Here is a 19,347-nt window from a genome sequence, read left to right as displayed (position 1 = left end):
TGACCGGGCCCCGGCCGTAACCCGGCTCACGCACGGTAGTTGAGCATCCCGTGGAGGACCTCGGCGATCTCCCCGGCCGGGGGCGTGACGCGCCGTCGTCCGCCGCCCGGCCGGTCCGGCCCGCGGCGGTGCGCCGACCGCCCCCGGCCGCACCCCTGGACTGCCGCCCTGCGCCGATCGAGTGAGGGCGTGCGCTGCGCGAGACCCCGCGCGCGAGTGACGGGCCTTGTCTCCCACCGGAGACGGGGCCCGTCATACGCATGTGCGGATAAGGCTTCGGTGTACCCGCTGGCCAGCGGTGAAAGCCCCTCGTACGAGTGACAGCGCTCAAGGATTGCCTTGATCGTCCGAGTGGGAGAACTTCCAGCGAGAGGGGCCGCCGGACGGGGCGCTCGGTCGGGGAAGCCGGGCGAGGCGGACGGGAGGGACGGAGGGGACGGGAGGGACGGGAGGGACGGGAGGGACGGGGCGGGGCCGCGGTACCGGCCGGGTTCGGGGAGGCCGGTGCCGCGGAGAGCGGGAGGGAACGGGAGGGGCCGGACGGAGCCGGGAGCGCGGGGAGCGCCCGGCCCCGTCCGGCGTTGCCCGGCCGTCGCGCCGGCTGTCACGTGCTCAGGTCGCCACGCACCCGGGTCGCCGCCTGCCCGGGGCGCCACGCACCCGGGGCGCCGCGTGCCCAGGTCCTCACGCGGCCGGCCCCCGGCGTGCTCAGGTCTGCGCGACGAAGACGTGCGCGGCGATGTCCTTGCCCAGCTCGGCCGCGTTCTCACCGGTGCCCACCAGCACCCCGCCGACCCCGGCGCTCACCCGCACCGTCGACCCCGGCCGGACCCCGGCCCGCCGCAGCGTGCGCATGAGCTCCCCGTCGGTCTGGATCGGCTCGCCGATCCGGCGGACCACCACGTCGGCGCCGTCCGCGCCCGGCAGCACGGCGTCCAGCGGGACGAGCCCGGCGTCGAAGCCCTCGCCCTCGGCCTTGGCGTCGCCCAGCTCGTCCAGCCCCGGGATCGGGTTGCCGTACGGGGACTGGGTGGGGTGGCCGAGCATGGCGAGCACCTTGCGCTCGACCGTCTCGCTCATCACGTGCTCCCAGCGGCAGGCCTCCTCGTGCACCTGCTCCCACTCCAGGCCGATCACGTCGACCAGCAGGCACTCGGCGATGCGGTGCTTGCGCATCACCCGCACCGCGAGCCGGCGCCCCTCCTCGGTCAGCTCCAGGTGCCGGTCGCCCGCGACGCGCAGCAGTCCGTCGCGCTCCATCCGGCCGACCGTCTGGCTGACCGTGGGACCGCTCTGCTCCAGGCGCTCGGCGATCCGGGCGCGCATCGGGGTGATGCCCTCCTCCTCCAGCTCCAGGATGGTGCGAAGGTACATCTCAGTGGTGTCGATCAGCCCAGACATCGCCGCTGGCTCCGTTCCTCGGTGTCCTCATCGCCAATTCTGACCTACCGCACCGACTGCCGGGCCCGCCCCGGGGCGGCGGGGGCGGCTTTTCGCGACTGTTGACAGCGGCGCCGGTGAGGCAGCACGGTGCTGGCCGGAGCTTTCTCCCCCGCGGCCCGGACCACCACGGCCCGCCCCCACCCGGCCGGAATCCCCCACCGGCAGAGAGCGAAGGCAACTGATGAGCGAGCTGGTCGGCCGGTACTTCGACGCCGCGATCGCGCACCTCCAGCGGGTCCGCACCGAGGAGGCGGAGAACATCGAGGCCGCCGCCGCCCTGCTGGCCGGGGCGGTCACCGAGGGGCGCAGGATCTTCGCCTTCGGTGCCGGCCACTCCTCGCTGGCCGCCCAGGACGTCGTCTACCGGGCCGGCGGACTCGTCCCGGTGAACCTGCTGGAGGTCCCCGGGATGGCCGGGGTCACGGTGATGCCGGCGCCGCTGTCCAGCGCCCTGGAGCGGGTCTCCGGACTCGCCACCGCCGCCCTGGACCACACCCCCGCCACCAGCGGTGACCTGCTGTTCCTCATCTCGCTCTCCGGCCGCCAGGTGATGCCGGTCGAGCTGGCCCAGCACGCCCGGGGCCGGGGCCTGAAGGTGATCGGGCTGACCTCGCTCGCCTACCCCGGCGAGATCGCCTCCGCCCACCCCTCCGGCACCTATCTCAAGGACCACTGCGACGTCGTCCTGGACAACAAGATCGCGGTCGGCGACGGCGAGCTGACCCACCCCGGCGCCGAGACCACCTTCGGCCCCGTCTCCACCATCGTGACCAGCGCGTTGATGCAGGCCGTGGTCGCCTCCGCGGTGGACCGCCTGGCCGACGCCGCGCTCGCGGGCACCGGCGCCACCCCGCCGCTGTTCCGCTCCGGCAACGTGCCGGGCGGCACCGAGTGGAACGCCAAGCAGATGGCCGACAACGCGGAACGGATCTTCTACACCTTCTGACCGCCCTCCGTCCGCGTCCGGCCGTTCGCCGTAGGGCGGCGCGGCCGCCGGCACCAGGCCGGCTACGCCGAACGGCCGACCGGTCTGGACGCCCGGCCGGCGGCGGTCCGGAGCACGTCCGCGGCGCGCGCCCCGGCACCGGGCCGCGCGCCGCCACCCCGGCCCCACCGGAACCGGCCTCATCACCCGCCCGAGGCGTACCCGTCCCCCCGCCGGGGCAAGTACCGCCGGGGCGGTGGAGCGGCGAGCGGGGGGACGGGATGACGTCGGGCACGGGCGGGGCGGAGCGGGTGGTGCGGGAGCACGAGCTGCTGCCGGAACTCTTCTGGGCGGCCGACTCGGCCTCCCAGCAGGGGCAGACCAGGGCGGTGCGGCTCTCCGCCGCCGAACTGGTGCTGCTGGTCGCGGCCGCGACGGCGGGCTCCGCCGACGGCACGGTGTGGGCCTGGCTCGCCGCCGTCGCCTACCTCGGCGCGATCGCCCTCTCCGCGGTGATCAGCCGGCAGAACCCGCAGGGCCTCTGGTACGAGGGCCGGGCCGCCGCCGAGTCGGTGAAGACGCTCGCCTGGAAGTTCGCCGTCCGGGCCGACGCCGTCCAGCCGCCCCCGCGCCCGCTGCCGGACGCCGAGGGCCTCTACGGCCTCCAGCTCGGCCGGGTGCTGCACGCCTTCCGGGGCAGCCGCGCGGTCGGCCCCGGCCTGGCCGGCCGGCCGGCCGAGAGCCAGATCACCCCGGCGATGCGCGGGCTGCGCGAGCAGCCGCTCGCCGTCCGCCGGGACGTCTACCTGCGCGAGCGGATCCAGGTGCAGCAGGACTGGTACCGGTCGAAGTCGCGCCGCTGCGCCCGCGCCGGCTTCTGGACCGGCGTGGCCGGAGTGGCACTGCCGCTGCTCGGCCTGGTGCTCGCCGTGCTGCGGGCGATGGGCGGGTTCACCTTCGACGCGCTCGGCACCGTCTCCGCGGTGGCCGCCTCGGTCACCGCCTGGGCCCAGCTGCGCCAGTACCGCCCGCTGGCCGCCGCCTACGGCCTGGCCGCCGACGAACTGGCCCAGATCCGCGCCCAGCTGGCCCGGCTGGACGTCGGCTCCCCGGACGCCGAGGAGCTCTGGGCCCGCCTCGCCCGCGACGCCGAGGACGCCGTCTCCCGCGAGCACACCACCTGGCAGGCCCGCCGCGAGGTCAACGGCTCCGCCGACCGCGACTACTGAGCGACCGGGCCGGCCGGGGTGACCGGGGTGACCGGGTCCTCGCCGGCGAGGACGGCGAGGACGTTGTCGACGGCGAGGTCGCCCATCGCCCGGCGGGTGCGGACGGTGGCGCTGCCCAGGTGCGGGGCGAGGACGGCGCGGTCCTGCGCGAGGAGGGCGGCGGGGACGGCGGGCTCGTGCGCGAAGTTGTCCACGGCGGCGGCGAACAGGGCGCCGGACTCCAGCGCGGCGGCGAGCGCCTCCTCGTCGACGACGCCGGCGGTCATCGAGACCACCACGGCGCCGGGCGGCAGCAGGGCGAGCCGGCGGGCATCCAGCAGGTGCCGGGTGGCGTCGCTGAGCGGGCAGGTGACGACCAGGACGGGGGAGGTGGCGAGCAGCTCCTCCAGCGGCAGCCACTCGGCGCCGTCGGCCTGCTCGGGCGGGAGCGGGTGGCGGTTGTGGTAGCGGACCGGCATGTCGAAGCCGCGCGCCCGGCGGGCGACCGCCTGCCCGATCCGGCCCATGCCGAGGATGCCGAGCGGGGTGCCGGTCAGCTCCAGGCCGAGCAGGAAGTTCGGCGCCCAGGCCCACGTCCCGCCGGAGCGGAGCAGCCGCTCGCCCTCGCCGAGGCGGCGGGTGGCGGCGAGCAGCAGGGCCCAGGCCATGTCGGCGGTGGCGGCGGTGAGCACGCCGGGGGTGTTGGTGACCGGGATGCCGCGCTCGGCGCAGGCGGCGAGGTCGACGTTGTGGTGGCCCACGGCGTGGTTGGCGACGATCGCGAGGCCGGGGCCGGCCGCGTCGAGCAGTTCCGCGTCCACCCGGTCGTCCAGCGTGGTGATCAGCGCCCGGCGGCCGCGGACGGCGGCGAGGAGTTCGGCGCGCGCCATCGGCAGGTCGGAGTCGTGCACGGTGGCCGGGAGGTGCGCGGTGAGCCGTTCGGCGACACCGGGCGCGAGACGGCGGGTGACCAGGACCGGGGGCAGCTCGTTCATGGGTCCTGAATCTACGCTCCGCCCCCGCGCCGGGCCGGACGAGGGGGCGGGGTGCCGTCCCGGGCACCTGCGGCGCAGGGCGTCGTCCCCGGATCCGTCACGGCCAGGAGTCGAGCGACTCCCGGGCCCCGGTGGCGAAGCGGTGGCCGAGGGGGGTCAGGGATCCGCTGCCGGCGAGGAGGTCCACGGCCGCGTCGGTCAGCGCCCGCCAGTGCGCGAACCGCGACCGGGCGGACGGCGGGCCGTCCGCCGCGCGGGCGCCCCAGAAGGCGGTGACCGCCACGTGGGCGTAGACCGCCTGGAACAGGGAGCCGATCGGGCGCGGGGAGAGGTCGAAGGCCTCGAACAGGCGGGTGTCGCTGCGGTCGTACAGCTCCCGGCGGTCGAGCACCGCGCCCAGCTTCACGTGCTGGAACTCGTGGGCGAGGAGGAGGGCCAGGGTCGAGGCGTCGCGCGGGCGGGCGATGGCGACCGCGCCGAAGGCCTGGCGGGCCGCCGAGCTGAGGTCGTGCCCGTCCGGGGCGGGGCGCAGCGGGGTGACGGTGGTCAGGCCGGCCCGCAGACCGGCGGCGTGGGCCGGCAGGTCGCGGTCGAGCAGGCGGGCGGCGGCCCGCAGGTCGCGGGCCCACTCGGCGTACCCGGCGGAGGACAGCCGGTCCTCCACCGGCCAGCCGTGGACGGCTCGTCGGGGGTCGAGGTCCTCCAGCGCGACCGGCCCGATCCGGCGGACCGGCTGCCAGCGGGGATCACCCGGGCCGGTGAGCGTGCCGTCGTCGGTGCGCGCCGTCCAGCCCGTGCGCCCGCCGGTCACCCGGGCCTCGCGGACGCCCCCGCCGAGGGTGAGCCGGCCGAGGGTCGGCAGGTACAGGGATCCGTCGCGGACCGGCACCGCCACGGTGTCCCCGCGCGCCGCCACGACGGCTGCCGCGGCGGCGAGTTCGGCCAGCGGGCCGAGGCCCGCGGCCGGGTCGCCGCTCAGGCGGCGGGCGGCCCAGGCCCGGACGTACGGGTGGGCCAGCACGGCGTCCACGGCGGCCGGCCGGGTCGCGTCGAGGTCGGCGAGCAGTTCCCAGGCGGCCGAGCGGGCCAGGCCCGAGGAACCCCGCACGGCGGCCAGCATCGCGCGGGTGAGGGCGAGTTGGGAGCGGGCCAGCGCCCGGACGGTCTCCGGGGAGCCCAGTCCGGTCGCCAGTTCCGCCAGCTGGGCGTCGCTGAGTTCCGGCCCGGTGACGTTCACCGCCGGGGCCGGGCGTCGTGCGCCCCCGGCGCGCGCCGCCAGCCCGTCGATCAGCGCCCGCAGGTCCGCGCAGTACACCGAGGGGTGGTCGAACGAGCCGTCCCGGTAGCGGTGCGCGTACAGGCCCCCGCCGCAGGAACGCACCACCGGGCAGGCCCGGCAGGTGGCGCTCAGCCCGGACAGGCCCGACTGCCGGGCGGCGATCCCGGGATGCCGCAGGACGTCGTCGAGGCTGTGCCGGAAGACGTCCATCCCGGTGGCGGGCGCGCCGTCGTAGGCCGTCCGCAGGCTGTCCGCCTGCTCGTACGTGCCGTCCGTCTCCAGCACCACCAGGTCCACCGGCTCCAGCCCGAGCGACTCGCTCAGCCCGGGCAGCCCGGACAGGGTGCGGTGCACCGAGTCGAAGGTGCGGACGGCGAACGGGCGGCCGTCCGCCTCCCAGTGCGCGTGCACGGCCAGCAGCCAGTGGGCGTACGGTGTCGCGCCCGCCCCGGCGGGGCGCTGCGGCGGGTGCTCCCAGGTGGCGTGCGGGAGCAGGAAGTCCACGGCCGGGGGCTGCAGTTCGGCGAGCGCCCGGTAGACGGCCACCGGGTCGTTCGCCACGTCGACGGTGCAGAGCAGCCCCGCGAACAGGTGCCGGAACCGGGGCTCGCGCAGCAGTCCGACGGCGCGCAGCACCTGCGGATGGCTGGACCGGCCGTCCGCGAACCGGCGGTGGCGGTCGTTGGCGGCCCGGTCACCGTCCAGCGAGAGGCCGACCCGGATGCCGAGTTCGTCGAACAGCTCGCAGTACGCCGCGGTGAGCCGGACGCCGTTGGTGTGCACCCGCAGGTCCGGTTCGCAGACCTCGGGCAGCGCCGCCCGCAGCGCCTCCGCCGCCCGCCGGATCACCTCCGGTCCGGCGAGCAGCGGTTCACCGCCGTGCAGGACGACGCGCACCGCCGTCAGCCCGTGGGCCGCGGCGTGCTCCCCGATCCGCTCGGCGGCTCTGCCCAGCACGGCGTCCCCGACGACGCGCGGTCGGGAACGCCAGCCGGTGTCGGCGTGCTCGTAGACGTAGCAGTGGTCGCAGGCGAGGTCGCACCGGCTGTGGACCTTCAGCACGACCTGCGTGAACGGCATGTTCAGATAGCGGAGTTGAAGGGTGAGTACGGCTGGCCATCGGCGCAGGAGAGGGCCAGCTCGAAGAACCGGGCCAGTTCACCCACGTCGCAACGCGCCAGTTCCACAAGGGTGGGCCGCCCGGCAGCGCCACCCTGCCGTATCGGGTCCCCCGCGAGGTCCTGGTCCGCAAGCCGATCCATAGTCGATTCCCCTGTGTCAAAGGGCCGGAGGAGACCTGTCACACCACTGGCAGCTCGATCTCCACGTCCAGCCAGGCCCCCACCCTGATCCCTTCGGTCAGCGGATGGCCGTCGCCCAGATACGGCACCGCCCGTGCCCTGGTCAACGTCCGTACCCGCAGTTCCGCCGCCCTCGCGGGCTCGCCGACGACGGCGAGCGCCAGGACGACGTTCGCGGTGGCTGCCAGGGCATCGGGATGTTCCGGTCCGAAGCGCTCGGTGAGGAGCGCGGCGGCCGCTTCCGCCTGGGCCAGCGCTTCGCTGTGACTTCCGGCGTGCGCCAAGTCGTTGGCCCGGTTGAGACGTGCGATCCCGACGTACGGGTGCTCCTCTCCCAGCGCGGCGAGCAGATCGTCCAGGACCTTGCCCGAGACCGCGTGCGCCCCCTCGGCCTGGCCGGCCCGCCGGAGTGCCACGCCGAGATTGCCCGCCCCCAAGCGCTCCATGGGGTGGCCGGCGCCCAAGTGGTCACGGTGGTAGAGGTACGACTCCTCGGCAAGGGTTACGGCCTGTTCAGTGTCCCCGAGCGTGCCGAGCACGGCCGCCAGGCTACCCGCCGCAGCCGCCGTTCCGGGATGATCGGCGCCGAACCGTTCGAACAGCCGCTGGTGGACGTCCTCGGCGTCGACCAGCGCTTGCGGGAGCCGGCCCAGCCGGCGCAGGACTGCGCTCCGGTAGCGCCGGGCACGCAGGGTCTCATGGTGGTCCTCGCCAAGCACCTGCTGGCTCCGGCGAACGGCCTTGTCCATACGGGTGAGCGCCTCGACGGGTCGCCCCATCTCACACAGCACGTGCCCGTATACGACACCCCCGAGGATCGTGTAGGGGCTGCGCTTCCCGAAGACCTCAAGCTTTCGAGGATAGAGATCCTCGTGAATGGCCAGCGCACCGGCGAAATCTCCCGCGAGCATGATGGAGACGGCCAGATTGTTCTCCGCCATAAGTGTGCGCGGGTGGTCCTGGCCGAGAACCCGGCGCGCGGCGGCCAAGGTCTCCTCGTCGAGCTCCCGGGCCTCGCGGTAGCGGCCCAGGTGCCGGAGGTCGCCCCCCAGACTGGTGGCCGCGGGGAAGCTGTCCCGGTGCTCGCGCCCCAGCAGCGCGGTCAGCCGCTCGAACGCGTCCCGATCCGTCGCGTACGCCTCGCGGACCAGGCCCTGGGTCCGCTGGATGTTCCCGAGCTGCACGCGCAGCAACTGCACCTTGACGTCCGGCCCCACCCCCAGCGGGCCGAGCTCCCGCCAGCGGGCGAGGACGCGCTCGGCGAGCTCCCGGCCCGCGTCGTGGAGGCTGCGCTGCCACAGGTAGCGGACCGAGTTGACGATCCACTGCCGGACCGCCGGGTCGGTGGACCCGTCGGCGCCGGACGGGCGCAGGTGGGGCAGCAGTTCGGCGTACCGGGGCCAGTGCTGCGGGGCGTCGGGGTCGCCGGGGTCGGCGAGGGCCAGGGCCCGGTGGGCCACGCCGCGGACCCGGTCCCGGTCGGCGTCGCCGACCTGTTCGCGCAGCAGCGCCTGGACGATCCGGTGCACCACCAGGGTCCCGGCAGCCTGGTCGTAGCGGGCGAGGTTGAACTGGTTGACGGTGCGCAGGATGTCGCCGATGGCGAGCCGGTGGTCGGAGGTGCCGGGCGGGAGTCCGATCGCCTCGATCACCGGCGGGCTGTAGAGCAGCCCGATCGGGATGGCGTCCGGGCCGAGGAAGCCGCAGATCTCCAGCAGCCGGGCGGCCGGGGCGTTGATCCGGCGCAGGTCGGAGCCGGCGATCCGCCAGGTGGCCGCGGTGGCGGTGGCGTTGGGGCCCTCCTCGGCGGCCCGCCCGGCGTCGGCGCCGAAGCCGTTCCCGGCGGAGCCGGAGCGGACGGAGCGGTCGAGGATGTCGGTGAGCGTCTCGTCGAGCAGGTCGGCGTAGGTGGCGGCCGGCATCGGCGTCTCCTGGAGCCAGGCGGCGGCCTGGCCGACGGCGAGCGGCAGGTCGCCGAGGAGTTCGGCGATCCGTTCCGCGTCGGCCCGTTCGACGCCGGTGTTGAAGTGCCGGACGAGTTCGACGCTCTCCGCACGGTCGAACACCTCGACCTCGGTGCGCCCGGGCCGCCGGGCCCAGCGCCGGTCGCGCGAGGTGACCAGGACGTGGCCGTCCGGCCCGGCGGCGGGCAGCCAGGGGTCCAGCAGCTCCGGGTCCTCGGCGTTGTCGAAGATCAGCAGCCAGCGGCGGTGGGGCCGTCCGCTGCCGAGCGCCTCCAGTACCGCGCGCGCGGTGCGGGTGACGTCGCCGTCGGTCTCCAGGCCGAGGGCGGGGGCGAGTTCGGCGAGCGACTGGGGGATCACCGCGGTCTGCTGGGAGGGCACCCACCAGACCACGTCGTAGCCGGCCGCGAAGCGGTGCGCGTACTCGATCGCGGCCTGCGACTTGCCGACCCCGCCGATGCCGTAGAGCACCTGGACGGGCGCGGCGTCGGCACCGGCGGTGAAGCCGTCGCGGACGGCCTCCAGCAGCCGCGTCCGGCCGGTGAAGGTGGGCAGCCGCGGCGGCACCTCCAGGACGGCGGGGCGGCCGGCCGGGAAGCGCGGCGGGCGGGCGGCGGCGGGCTCGCCGGAGTCCATCCAGCGTCCGACGCCGGGCGGCGGGCCGATCAGCTCGAACAGCTGGGCCTCGGCCTGCTGGGCGGAGCCGGTCGCGAGGTCCAGCGCGCGCTGCCCGGCGAACTGGGGCTGCTCCGGCGTGCCGATCCGCACCGCGAGCAGGCCGCCGGAGTCGCCCGCCGGGTCCTCGGTGGTGAGCCGGCGCCAGATCTCCCGGGCGCGCGGCAGGGCGGCGTAGTCGGGGCTGAGCAGGGCGAGCAGCCGGCCGTCGCCGTCCAGCGGCGCGGCGGCCTCGGAGAGCGGGGCGGCCTGCGCCGGGCCCGGATCGAGCGGGACGGCGGCGCTGTGCAGGGTGGCGAGGTAGCCGAAGCCGTCCAGGGTTCCGGCGATCCACTCGGCCCAGACCCGGTCCTTGGGGGCGTAGCTGACGTACACCTGGCGGGAGCGGGTGCGGCCCTGGCGCAGGTAGGCCGCGTACAGCCGGCGGCGGGCCTGGTCGGGGACGGGCCGCAGCTCGCGCACCCGGCCGTCGGTGAGCCAGTCGGCGAGCCGTTCGAAGGCGGCGAGCAGGGTGCGGTCCTGTTGCGGCCGGTCGACGACGGTGGCCGGCACCTCCTCGTAGGCGTAGAACGGCTTGTACGGCACCTCGACGTCGCGCCAGTACTCCGCGCGGCGCTCGGGGCCCAGCCAGTCCAGGTAGGGGGCGAAGGCGTCGTGGGCGAGGTCGCGGCCGGCCGCCAGCCCGGCGCGTTCGGCGTCCTCGACGCGCATCGGGACCGGCAGCACCCGGATGTCGCGCTCGTCGGCGTCGACGATGGCGCGGGCCGCGTCGACGCCGCCGCGGATGCTCTGCGCGCCGAGGGTGAAGCAGTCCACGACGGTGTCGGGCATCAGCACGGTGCAGATCCCGGAGGTGTCACTGACGCCGGTGCGGCTGTCGATCAGCACGTAGTCGTAGCTGCCGGTCCACTGCTCGCGCAGCGCGTACAGGAACTCCGCGCCGCGGATGTCGGTGCGGGTGTAGAAGCTGCGCCAGTTGAAGCTGGTGACGGCGGCCGAGTAGGAGGCGTTCTGCCGGCCGGCCGGCATCAGGTCGAGCCGGCCGCCGTCCGGGAGGTCGAGCGCCAGGCCGCACAGGTACTGCTCCAGCCGGCCGGGGGCGGCCAGCCACTCCCGGGGGTCCGGGCCGGGGCCGGGGCGGCCGGGGCCCGGCAGCGCCTCGTCGACGTAGGCCCGGAGCATGTCGATCAGGCCGTCGGTGGCGTGGAGTTCGGGGTCGACCAGCAGCGGGTGGTAGTAGCGGTGCAGGCCCGGGGCCTCCAGGTCCCAGTCCACCACCAGGACGCGCAGGCCCTGGCTGGCCAGGATCCAGCCCAGGTTGGCGAGCGCCATGGTGCGGCCGGTGCCGCCCTTGAACGAGTAGAAGGTGACGACGGCGCCGGTGTCGGGGGGCGCCAGGGCGGCGGACCCGTGGTCCGCGAGGGCGGCGTGCTCGGGGCTCATCGGTCCGCTTCTCCTTCACTGGGCGCCCGGGTGGCCGGGGGCACGGTCTCCTCGCGCAGGGCCGCCCGTGCCCCCGGGGCGGCTCCGTTCCCCGGGGTGTTCCCCGGGCGTGGCAGGGGTGGACCCGCCTGGGTCGGCGGTTCCGGCGGGTCCGGCGGGACGGACGGCGACCAGGACGGGATGGTGAGCCCGGGCATCGGCCGCGGGTCGGGGCCGAGGCCGAACTGGGCGCGGATCGTCTCCGGATCGTCGTCGATCTGGTCCAGCAGCCGGTTCTGGGCCACGGTCACCGTCGACAGGAGCTCGCGCTCGAAGCGTTCCCGCTGGACGTGGATGCGAAAGAGCGGCTCGGGCCCGGACCGGTGCAACCAGGTGCGCGCGAACACCTCGCGCACCCCCTCCCAGAGCCGGGCGCGCGCCGGACCGGGCGGCGGGTCCTCGGTGCTGTCGGGCAGCAGGACGGCGGTGACCGGGTGGTTCTGCCGGTCGAAGTCGCGCAGCGCCTGCCGGTAGGGCTCGCGGCCGGCCGCCCACGGGTCCACCAGCAGGACGCTGACCTCGTTGTTCTCCCGGGCCCGGTCGAGCGCGTCGGCGAGGTCCGGGCCGACCGTCTCCAGGCTGGTGCTGTGCCCGGCCCGGGTGATCACCTGCTGGGCCTGGACCGCCAGCGAGGGCATCCGCGGCGGGTGGTAGGGCGCCCAGTCCCGGGGGTGCGCCCCGTACCATCCGCCGTGGTACCACTCGTCGCGCTCGGCGCCGCCGTCCCCGCCCACGGCCGCCGGGCCCCCGGCGCGCTGCGGCGGGACGCGGTCCCCGGCGCCCTGGACGGCCCGGTCCCCGGCCCAGCGGGCGGCGACGAACAGCCGCACCAGGCTGCTGCGGCCGGTGGACACCAGGATCTCCGGCACCGGGAAGCAGCCGTCCACCCGCCCGAGGTCGAGGTCCCGCTGCTCGGAGACCCGCCAGGCGGCGGCCTCCCGCACCCGCTCCGCGATCACCCGCACCACCTGGCGGTACGCCGTGCCGTGCGGGTCGGTCCGCAGCAGGTGGCGCAGCCCTCCGGTGGCGTACTCCGGGCCGAAGTCGTCCTGCACGTACTGGATCCGCAGCACCTCGGCGGGCAGGTCCCGGGGCGGCGGCTCCCACAGGACCGGGATCAGGGCCGGGACGCTCTCGCCGGTCTGCTCCTCGTGGCGCCGCGTCCGGCGGTCGAAGGCGGTCCACTCCTTGCCGCAGTAGTCGCTGGCGAAGTAGGCGGGCGAGTAGAGCGCGACCATGGTGCGGCTGGCGCCGACCATCCGGGAGAGCTGCCGCTCCCAGTCGTCGCCGACCCGCAGCCGCTCGGTGTCGCGGTAGGCCAGCTCGCCCGGTCCGGCCTCGGGCTCGATCCGCGCCAGTTCGTCCCGCAGGTCGGTGAAGAACTGGTCGACGAAGGCGCCTCCGGCCAGCTGGTCCCGCCGTGCGTAGCTGAAGAAGAAGTACGGCCGCACCGACAACCCCCCACCGACCCGGTGAACGCCCCCACCTTACTGGCGGGCTTGACGGAGGGTCAGCCGATGGGCGGAGGAAGTTGTCGCGGTGTCGTCACAAGTCCGGCCCGGCGCCTCGACGCCCCTGGTCGGGGGCGTGCGGGCGGGGAGCGCGGACGGCCCCCGGGGCGCCCCGGCGGGCGGCGGCGCACCCGTTCCGGGGGCAGTTCCCCGGTGCCCCGGCGGGCAGCGCCGCACCCGCCTCAGGGGCAGAGCCGCTCCACCCGCCAGCCCGTCGGGGCGTCCGGGGCCGCGACGTAGCGCAGCCGGTCGTGCAGCCGGTTCTCCCGCCCCTGCCAGAACTCCACGCTGGCCGGCACCACCCGGTACCCGCCCCAGAACGGCGGCACCGGCACCCCCTCGCCCTCCGGGTAGCGCCGCTCCAGCTCCGCGTAGCGCTGCTCCAGCACCTCGCGCGAGGCGACCGGGCTGGACTGCTCGCTGGCCCAGGCGCCGAGCTGGGAGCCGTGCGGGCGGGTGCGGAAGTAGGCGGCGGTCTCGTCCCGGCCGACCTTCTCCACCCGGCCCTGGACGATCACCTGGCGGGCCAGCGCGATCCACGGGAAGAGCAGCGCCGCGTGCGGGTTGGCGGCCAGCTCGGTGCCCTTGCGGGAGCCGTAGTTGGTGAAGAAGACGAAGCCGCGGGCGTCGAACGCCTTGAGCAGCACGGTGCGCGTGCTGGGCAGCCCCCCGGCGTCGGCGGTGGAGAGCACCATCGCGTTGGGCTCGACCACCCCCGCGTCGTCGGCTTCGTGGAACCACCGCGTGAACTGGCCGATCGGATCGGCGGCGAGCTGCTCCTCGGCCAGGCCCTCGTGCGCGTAGTGCTTGCGCATCACGGTGAGGTCCGGTCCTGGGCGGGCCTCGTCGGCCAGGATCCGGGTGGCGGGGGTCAGGGGCGTCGACTGGGCGCGGTCCGGGGTCTGCACATCAACATCATCCCGTACGACAAGCAACCGGCACCGCTACCTCCGGACAAACCCCGGTGGGAGATAAGGTGACTCGCCACCGATCGGCTGTCCGTCGTACGGTGATTTGTCCGCAACCGTGCCCTTGGTTCCGGAGATCCGCCGGGCCCGGTCGGCCGCCGCGAGAAAAGTCAAGTGCGCGCCGGGGAAACATCACCATCGTGGTGTATGGCGCAATGCACCCCGTGCCTGTCACCCTGGCACCGAGTGCCAACCACCATTCGGTCAGAGGCGTGCCTCCCCACCACGGCGGCCGCCGATCGCAGAACTGAAGGAGCCGTGCATGTCCGACTTCGTACCCGGGCTCGAAGGTGTCGTCGCGTTCGAGAGCGAGATCGCCGAACCCGACCGTGAAGGCGGCGCTCTGCGGTACCGGGGCGTCGACATCGACGACCTGGTCGGCAATGTCTCCTTCGGTCACGTCTGGGGCCTGCTGGTGGACGGCCGCTTCAACCCCGGCCTGCCGGCCGCCGAGCCCTTCCCGATCCCGGTCCACTCCGGCGACATCCGGGTCGACGTGCAGTCCGCGCTCGCGATGCTCGCCCCGGTCTGGGGCCTGAAGCCGCTGCTGGACATCGACGCCGAGCAGGCCCGCGACGACCTCGCGCGCGCCGCCGTCATGGCACTCTCCTACGTCGCCCAGTCCGCCCGCGGCCAGGGCCTGCCGATGGTCCCGCAGAGCGAGATCGACAAGGCCGAGACCGTGGTCGAGCGCTTCATGATCCGCTGGCGCGGCGAGCCGGACCCCAAGCACGTCAAGGCCATCGACGCCTACTGGACCTCCGCCGCCGAGCACGGCATGAACGCCTCGACCTTCACCGCCCGGGTCATCGCCTCCACCGGCGCCGACGTCGCGGCCGCCCTCTCCGGCGCGGTCGGCGCGATGTCCGGCCCGCTGCACGGCGGCGCGCCGTCCCGCGTGCTCGGCATGATCGAGGAGATCGAGCGCACCGGCGACGCCACCACCTGGGTCAAGAACGCCCTCGACAAGGGCGAGCGCCTGATGGGCTTCGGCCACCGCGTCTACCGCGCCGAGGACCCGCGCGCCCGCGTGCTGCGCCGCACCGCCAAGGAGCTCGGCGCGCCGCGCTTCGAGGTCGCCGAGGCGCTGGAGAAGGCCGCGCTGGAGGAGCTGCACAACCGCCGCCCCGACCGCGTGCTGGCCACCAACGTCGAGTTCTGGGCCGCCATCATGCTGGACTTCGCCGAGGTCCCGGCGCACATGTTCACCTCGATGTTCACCTGCGCCCGGACGGCCGGCTGGTCGGCGCACATCCTGGAGCAGAAGCGCACGGGCCGGCTCGTGCGTCCCGCCGCGCGCTACATCGGCCCCGGCCCGCGCAGCCCGCAGGAGATCGAGGGCTACGACGCCATCAAGCACTGACCCCCGGGCGGGCCGGGCACCGCGGCCCGCCCCGCGCCGGGGCACGCGGCCGCTCGTCGTCGCGCGTCGCCGCAGGTCGCCGAGCAGCGGGTCCGGAATATGAACCGGACCCGCTGTTTCCGCAGCTCGCAGGCCGGTCGGCGGCATCTCAGCGGGCGGACCACCGTCGATTCCCGACCGCCCCGGCGGGTAGGCTGCGCCCGTGGCTCAGATCCAGATCCCCGCTGACATCAAGCCCGCAGACGGCCGTTTCGGCTGCGGCCCGTCCAAGGTGCGCCCCGAGGCCCTGAGTGCCCTCGCCGCCACCGAGACCTCCCTGCTCGGCACCTCGCACCGCCAGGCCCCGGTGAAGAACCTGGTCAAGCGCGTGCGCGAGGGCGTGAGCAGCCTGTTCTCCCTCCCCGAGGGGTACCAGGTGGTCCTCGGCAACGGCGGCTCCACCGCCTTCTGGGACATCGCGGCCTTCGGCCTGGTACGGGAGAAGTCCCAGCACCTCGACTTCGGCGAGTTCTCCTCCAAGTTCGCCTCCTCCGTGAAGGCCGCGCCGTGGCTGGCCGAGCCGAGCGTGATCAAGACCGCGCCCGGCACCCACCCGCTGCCGGTCGCCGAGGCCGGCGTCGACGTCTACGCCCTCACCCACAACGAGACCTCCACCGGCGTCGCGATGCCGATCGCCCGCCCGGCCGGCGGCGACGAGGGCTCGCTGGTCCTGGTGGACGCCACCTCGGGCGCCGGCGGCCTGCCGGTGGACATCACCGAGACCGACGTCTACTACTTCGCCCCCCAGAAGTCCTTCGCCTCCGAGGGCGGTCTCTGGCTGGCGTCCTTCTCCCCGGCCGCCCTGGAGCGCGCCGCCGGGATCGCCGGCTCCGGCCGCTACATCCCGCCGTTCTTCGACCTGCCGACGGCCATCGACAACTCGTCGAAGGACCAGACCTACAACACCCCGTCGATCGCCACCCTGTTCCTGCTGGCCGACCAGCTGGAGTGGCTGAACGGCAACGGCGGGCTCGACTGGGCCGTCGCCCGTACGGCTGATTCCTCGTCCCGGCTCTACGGCTGGGCCGAGAAGTCCTCGTTCGCCAACCCGTTCGTGGCGAACCCGGCCGAGCGCTCGCAGGTCGTCGGGACGATCGACTTCGACGACGCGGTGGACGCCGCCGCCGTCGCCAAGGCGCTGCGCGCCAACGGCATCGTCGACACCGAGCCGTACCGCAAGCTGGGCCGCAACCAGCTGCGCGTCGCGATGTTCCCGGCGATCGACCCGGCCGACGTCGACGCCCTCACCGCCTGCGTCGACTACGTGGTCGAGCGGCTCTGACCGCTCCGCGCGGACACATGGGGAAGGGCCACCGCCTCCGGGCGGTGGCCCTTCCCGTGTCTTCGGCCGCCACTGGGGCCGCTACTGGCCGACCAGCGAGCTGATCAGCACGACGACCAGCAGCAGTACCAGGGCGCCGGTCACGATTCGCATGCGAGTCTTGGGATCCACGGTCAACGAGCGTACCCCCGGCCGGTCCGCGCTCAGACGCCGAGGTTGGACCCGCCGGTGGCGTCCAGGTTCTGGCCGGTGATCCAGCGGGCGTCGTCCGAGGCCAGGAAGGCCACGACGTCCGCGATGTCGCCGGCCTCGGCGACCCGGTCGAAGACCGAGTACCCGGCGGCCCTGGCCCGCTCCTGCGGATCGGCCAGCCAGGGGTTGATGTCGGTGTCGACGATGCCCGGCAGGACGGCGTTGACGGTGATCCCGCGCGGCCCCAGCTCCTGCGCGAGGGTGAGCGTCAGGGTGTTGAGCGCGCCCTTGGTCATGGCGTAGGCGACGGCGACCGGGAAGGCCACCCGGGTGACGCCCGAGGAGACGTTGACGATCCGCCCGCCGTCGCGCAGCCGGCCCAGGCCGTGCTGGACGACGAAGAACGGCGCCTTGGCGTTGACCGCGAAGACCCGGTCGAAGCCGTCCTCCGGCACCTCGTGGATCCGGCCGTACTGCCCGATCCCGGCGTTGTTGACCAGGATGTCCAGCCCGCTCCCCCCGTCGTACCCGGCCAGCCCGGCGTCGAAGGCCGCCCAGAGCGCCTCGGCGTCCCCGGGGACGCCGAGCTCGGCCGTGACCGTGAAGGCCCGGCCGCCGGCCTGCTCGATCGTCTTCACCACCTGCTCGGCCGCCGCCGTGTCCCGCCCGTGCACCGCCACCAGCGCGCCCTCGCGCGCCAGCCGCTCGGCGATCCCCCGCCCGATGCCCCGGCTGCCGCCCGTCACCAGCGCCGTCTTCCCGGTCAGCTTCGACATGACCGCACCCTCCCATTTGTGTAGCGGTCGCTAATGAAAGGAACCGTAGCACGCTTTCTGTAGCGGGCGATATAGAATCGGCGCATGACCACTCCCGCCGCGAAGCGCGGCCGCCCGCGCTCCTTCGACCGCGAGGCCGCCCTGGAGCAGGCCCTGCGGCTGTTCTGGGAGCGCGGCTACGAGGCGACCTCGGTCGCCGACCTCACCACCGCGATGGGCATCCGCCCGCCGAGCCTCTACGCGGCCTTCGGCGACAAGCGCGCCCTCTTCGACGAGGTGGTCGCCCGCTACCGGGAGGGCCACGGCGCCTACGCGAACCGCGCGCTCACCGAGGAGCCCACCGCCCGGGCCGGTGTGGCCCGGATGCTGCGCGAGGCCGCCGCCGAGGCCACCGATCCGGACCACCCGTGGGGCTGCCTGCTGATCAGCTCGACGGTCAACTGCACCTCGCCCGAGGTGGTCGAGGCCGTCCGGGAGCTGCGCAACGCCAACGTCCGCGCGCTGGAGTCGCGGATCCGCGCCGACGTCGCGGCCGGCCACGAGCCCGCCGGCACCGACCCGGCGGCCCTGGCGCAGTTCACCGCCACCGTGGTCCAGGGCATGTCGCAGCGGGCCCGCGACGGGGCCGGCCGCGCGGAGCTGGAGCGGGTCGCGGCGGACGCGATGCGGGTCTGGCCCTGAGCCGGCGGCGGGGGCCGATCCCGGCCCCGGCCCCGATCCCGGCCCCGGCCCCGGTCAGGCCTCCCAGCGGGCCAGCGGACAGGAGCACAGCGCGGTGTGGCGGACCCTGCCGCCCTCGTGCGCGCTGAGCATCAGGTGCAGCTCGGCGGCCTCCCACTGCGGCCCCCGGTAGCCCTCCAGCGCCCGCGCCAGGGCGTCCAGCTCGACGGCCGCCGTCCGCTGCTCGGCCCGCCGACGGCCGCGCGCGGAGCCGGCCCGGGCCAGCGTGAGGTGCGGGTGGAAGCGGAACGCGTCGCTCTCCCCCGCCACCTCCGCGGTCGCCTCGTACACCGCCTCGGCGAGCCGGCGCAGCGCCCAGTCCTGCCCCTCCACCCCGGCCCAGAGCACCCGGTCGCCGAACCGCCCGCCACCGGCCAGCCGCAGTGTGTGCACCGGGTGCCCCTCGGCGACCTCCGCCAGTGCGACCTCCAGCTCGGGCACCCGTTCGGCGGGCACCTCGCCGAGGAAGGCCAGGGTCAGGTGCCAGGCGTCGGCCGGGGTCCAGCGCAGCCGGTCCGCCCCCGGCAGACCGCGCACCGGGGCCACCGCGTCGGCCAGGCCCTGCAGGGCCTCCACCGGAGGCAGTACCGCCACGAAGAGCCTCATGGGGCCATCTTCCCCCGCGAGACGGTTTGGACTAGAACGGATTGCCATGAAGATCCGCAACGGGAGCCCCGAGGACATCCCCGACATCCTGTCCCTGCTCGACGGCGCGGTGGCCTGGCTGGCCGCCCGGGGCCGCACCCGGCAGTGGGGCGACCGGTCGTTCAGCGGCATCCCCGCCCGCGTCGAGCACATCGGCCGGTACGCCCACGAGCCGTTCCTGATCCGGCTCGCGGTCGACGACGACGGGCGGACGGTCGGCTCCTGCGTCCTGTCCGAGCAGCGCCCGGAGTACGCCACACCGGTGGACGAGCCCGAGCTGTACATCCGCAACCTGGTGACGGACCGGTCCCGCAAGGGGTCCGGGATCGGCGCCGCCCTGATCGCCGACGCCCTCGACGAGGCCCGCCGGCGCGGCATCGGCCTGCTGCGGGTGGACTGCTTCGGCGGTGACGACCGCAAGCTGGTCGGCCAGTACCGGGCGCTCGGCTTCACCGAGACGGAGTCCTTCGAGGTCGAGCAGCCGGCCGGCCCCTGGCCGGGGCAGATCCTGGCGATCCGGCTGACCGGCTGACCGACCGACCGGCTGGTCGGCTGAAGGCCCGCCCCGGTGCGCCGCCC

Annotated in this window: 14 protein-coding genes; 6 read left to right on the top strand and 8 right to left on the bottom strand. The window is 75.0% G+C overall.

What is annotated here, in order from left to right:
- Nucleotides 1–708 precede the first annotated feature (708 nt).
- On the bottom strand, nt 709–1,401 hold the full coding sequence (locus ACFVVL_RS24950) for a metal-dependent transcriptional regulator (protein WP_380286934.1): 693 nt from the start codon (nt 1,399–1,401) through the stop codon (nt 709–711).
- 223 nt (nt 1,402–1,624) lie between these two features.
- Between ACFVVL_RS24950 and ACFVVL_RS24945 the strand changes: the two genes are divergently transcribed.
- Complete coding sequence (locus ACFVVL_RS24945; RefSeq protein ID WP_380286933.1) at nt 1,625–2,389, top strand: SIS domain-containing protein; 765 nt, start codon at nt 1,625–1,627, stop codon at nt 2,387–2,389.
- A gap of 260 nt (nt 2,390–2,649) precedes the next feature.
- On the top strand, nt 2,650–3,597 hold the full coding sequence (locus tag ACFVVL_RS24940) for a DUF4231 domain-containing protein (RefSeq protein ID WP_387678769.1): 948 nt from the start codon (nt 2,650–2,652) through the stop codon (nt 3,595–3,597).
- On the opposite strand, the gene ACFVVL_RS24935 is transcribed toward ACFVVL_RS24940, so the two are convergent.
- The 5 genes from ACFVVL_RS24935 to pdxH all read right to left on the bottom strand — a co-directional run bounded on the left by ACFVVL_RS24935 (nt 3,591) and on the right by pdxH (nt 13,598).
- Nucleotides 3,591–4,571: a 2-hydroxyacid dehydrogenase gene (locus ACFVVL_RS24935; RefSeq protein ID WP_380286931.1), complete on the bottom strand. Its 981-nt coding sequence runs from the start codon at nt 4,569–4,571 to the stop codon at nt 3,591–3,593. The two genes, ACFVVL_RS24940 and ACFVVL_RS24935, sit on opposite strands and share 7 nt — an antisense overlap.
- A gap of 97 nt (nt 4,572–4,668) precedes the next feature.
- Nucleotides 4,669–6,930, bottom strand: a complete 2,262-nt coding sequence (locus ACFVVL_RS24930; RefSeq protein WP_387678765.1) for an FxsB family cyclophane-forming radical SAM/SPASM peptide maturase — start codon at nt 6,928–6,930, stop codon at nt 4,669–4,671.
- Between the two features lie 220 nt (nt 6,931–7,150).
- Nucleotides 7,151–11,233 carry an FxSxx-COOH system tetratricopeptide repeat protein gene (gene fxsT, locus ACFVVL_RS24925; RefSeq protein WP_387678763.1) on the bottom strand — a complete coding sequence of 1,361 codons (4,083 nt, stop codon included), beginning with the start codon at nt 11,231–11,233 and terminating at the stop codon, nt 7,151–7,153.
- On the bottom strand, nt 11,230–12,723 hold the full coding sequence (locus ACFVVL_RS24920) for a TIR-like protein FxsC (protein ID WP_380286928.1): 1,494 nt from the start codon (nt 12,721–12,723) through the stop codon (nt 11,230–11,232). The genes fxsT and ACFVVL_RS24920 overlap by 4 nt, the downstream gene beginning before the upstream one ends.
- Nucleotides 12,724–12,965: 242 nt before the next feature.
- The gene (gene pdxH / locus ACFVVL_RS24915) at nt 12,966–13,598 is read right to left on the bottom strand and encodes a pyridoxamine 5'-phosphate oxidase (protein ID WP_380286994.1); all 633 of its coding nucleotides are present in this window, start codon (nt 13,596–13,598) and stop codon (nt 12,966–12,968) included.
- Between the two features lie 415 nt (nt 13,599–14,013).
- Here pdxH and ACFVVL_RS24910 point away from each other — a divergent pair, with 415 nt between their 5' ends.
- Nucleotides 14,014–15,114, top strand: coding sequence for a citrate synthase 2 (locus tag ACFVVL_RS24910; RefSeq protein ID WP_380286927.1), 1,101 nt, complete (start codon nt 14,014–14,016; stop codon nt 15,112–15,114).
- A 202-nt stretch (nt 15,115–15,316) separates the two neighbouring features.
- Nucleotides 15,317–16,435, top strand: coding sequence for a phosphoserine transaminase (gene serC, locus ACFVVL_RS24905; RefSeq protein ID WP_380286926.1), 1,119 nt, complete (start codon nt 15,317–15,319; stop codon nt 16,433–16,435).
- Nucleotides 16,436–16,638: 203 nt separating this feature from the next.
- Here the strand turns inward: serC and ACFVVL_RS24900 are convergent, their stop codons facing one another.
- Nucleotides 16,639–17,403 carry an SDR family NAD(P)-dependent oxidoreductase gene (locus ACFVVL_RS24900; protein ID WP_380286924.1) on the bottom strand — a complete coding sequence of 255 codons (765 nt, stop codon included), beginning with the start codon at nt 17,401–17,403 and terminating at the stop codon, nt 16,639–16,641.
- A gap of 84 nt (nt 17,404–17,487) precedes the next feature.
- On the opposite strand from ACFVVL_RS24900, the gene ACFVVL_RS24895 reads away from it, so the two are divergent.
- Entirely contained in the window at nt 17,488–18,084 is a 597-nt protein-coding gene (locus ACFVVL_RS24895; protein ID WP_380286923.1) for a TetR/AcrR family transcriptional regulator, read from the top strand.
- Between the two features lie 54 nt (nt 18,085–18,138).
- Here the strand turns inward: ACFVVL_RS24895 and thpR are convergent, their stop codons facing one another.
- Nucleotides 18,139–18,729 carry an RNA 2',3'-cyclic phosphodiesterase gene (thpR, locus tag ACFVVL_RS24890; protein ID WP_387678756.1) on the bottom strand — a complete coding sequence of 197 codons (591 nt, stop codon included), beginning with the start codon at nt 18,727–18,729 and terminating at the stop codon, nt 18,139–18,141.
- Between the two features lie 46 nt (nt 18,730–18,775).
- Here thpR and ACFVVL_RS24885 point away from each other — a divergent pair, with 46 nt between their 5' ends.
- The gene (locus tag ACFVVL_RS24885; protein ID WP_387678753.1) at nt 18,776–19,300 is read left to right on the top strand and encodes a GNAT family N-acetyltransferase; all 525 of its coding nucleotides are present in this window, start codon (nt 18,776–18,778) and stop codon (nt 19,298–19,300) included.
- Nucleotides 19,301–19,347: the final 47 nt, after the last annotated feature.

Origin of the sequence: Kitasatospora sp. NPDC058115, assembly GCF_042884635.1 — a bacterium.
Taxonomy (GTDB): Bacteria; Actinomycetota; Actinomycetes; order Streptomycetales; family Streptomycetaceae; genus Kitasatospora.
Note: the sequence above shows the minus strand (reverse complement) of the source record. Positions and strands in the feature narration are given on the sequence as shown.

Coding starts and splice junctions, on each gene's coding strand:
- fxsT (WP_387678763.1), bottom strand. CDS start 11,233: ATGAGCCCCGAGCACGCCGCCCTCGCGGACCACGGGTCCGCCGCCCTG.
- ACFVVL_RS24940 (WP_387678769.1), top strand. CDS start 2,650: ATGACGTCGGGCACGGGCGGGGCGGAGCGGGTGGTGCGGGAGCACGAG.
- ACFVVL_RS24895 (WP_380286923.1), top strand. CDS start 17,488: ATGACCACTCCCGCCGCGAAGCGCGGCCGCCCGCGCTCCTTCGACCGC.
- ACFVVL_RS24945 (WP_380286933.1), top strand. CDS start 1,625: ATGAGCGAGCTGGTCGGCCGGTACTTCGACGCCGCGATCGCGCACCTC.
- ACFVVL_RS24935 (WP_380286931.1), bottom strand. CDS start 4,571: ATGAACGAGCTGCCCCCGGTCCTGGTCACCCGCCGTCTCGCGCCCGGT.
- pdxH (WP_380286994.1), bottom strand. CDS start 13,598: ATGCGCAAGCACTACGCGCACGAGGGCCTGGCCGAGGAGCAGCTCGCC.
- ACFVVL_RS24900 (WP_380286924.1), bottom strand. CDS start 17,403: ATGTCGAAGCTGACCGGGAAGACGGCGCTGGTGACGGGCGGCAGCCGG.
- ACFVVL_RS24910 (WP_380286927.1), top strand. CDS start 14,014: ATGTCCGACTTCGTACCCGGGCTCGAAGGTGTCGTCGCGTTCGAGAGC.
- thpR (WP_387678756.1), bottom strand. CDS start 18,729: ATGAGGCTCTTCGTGGCGGTACTGCCTCCGGTGGAGGCCCTGCAGGGC.
- ACFVVL_RS24930 (WP_387678765.1), bottom strand. CDS start 6,930: ATGCCGTTCACGCAGGTCGTGCTGAAGGTCCACAGCCGGTGCGACCTC.
- ACFVVL_RS24950 (WP_380286934.1), bottom strand. CDS start 1,401: ATGTCTGGGCTGATCGACACCACTGAGATGTACCTTCGCACCATCCTG.
- ACFVVL_RS24885 (WP_387678753.1), top strand. CDS start 18,776: ATGAAGATCCGCAACGGGAGCCCCGAGGACATCCCCGACATCCTGTCC.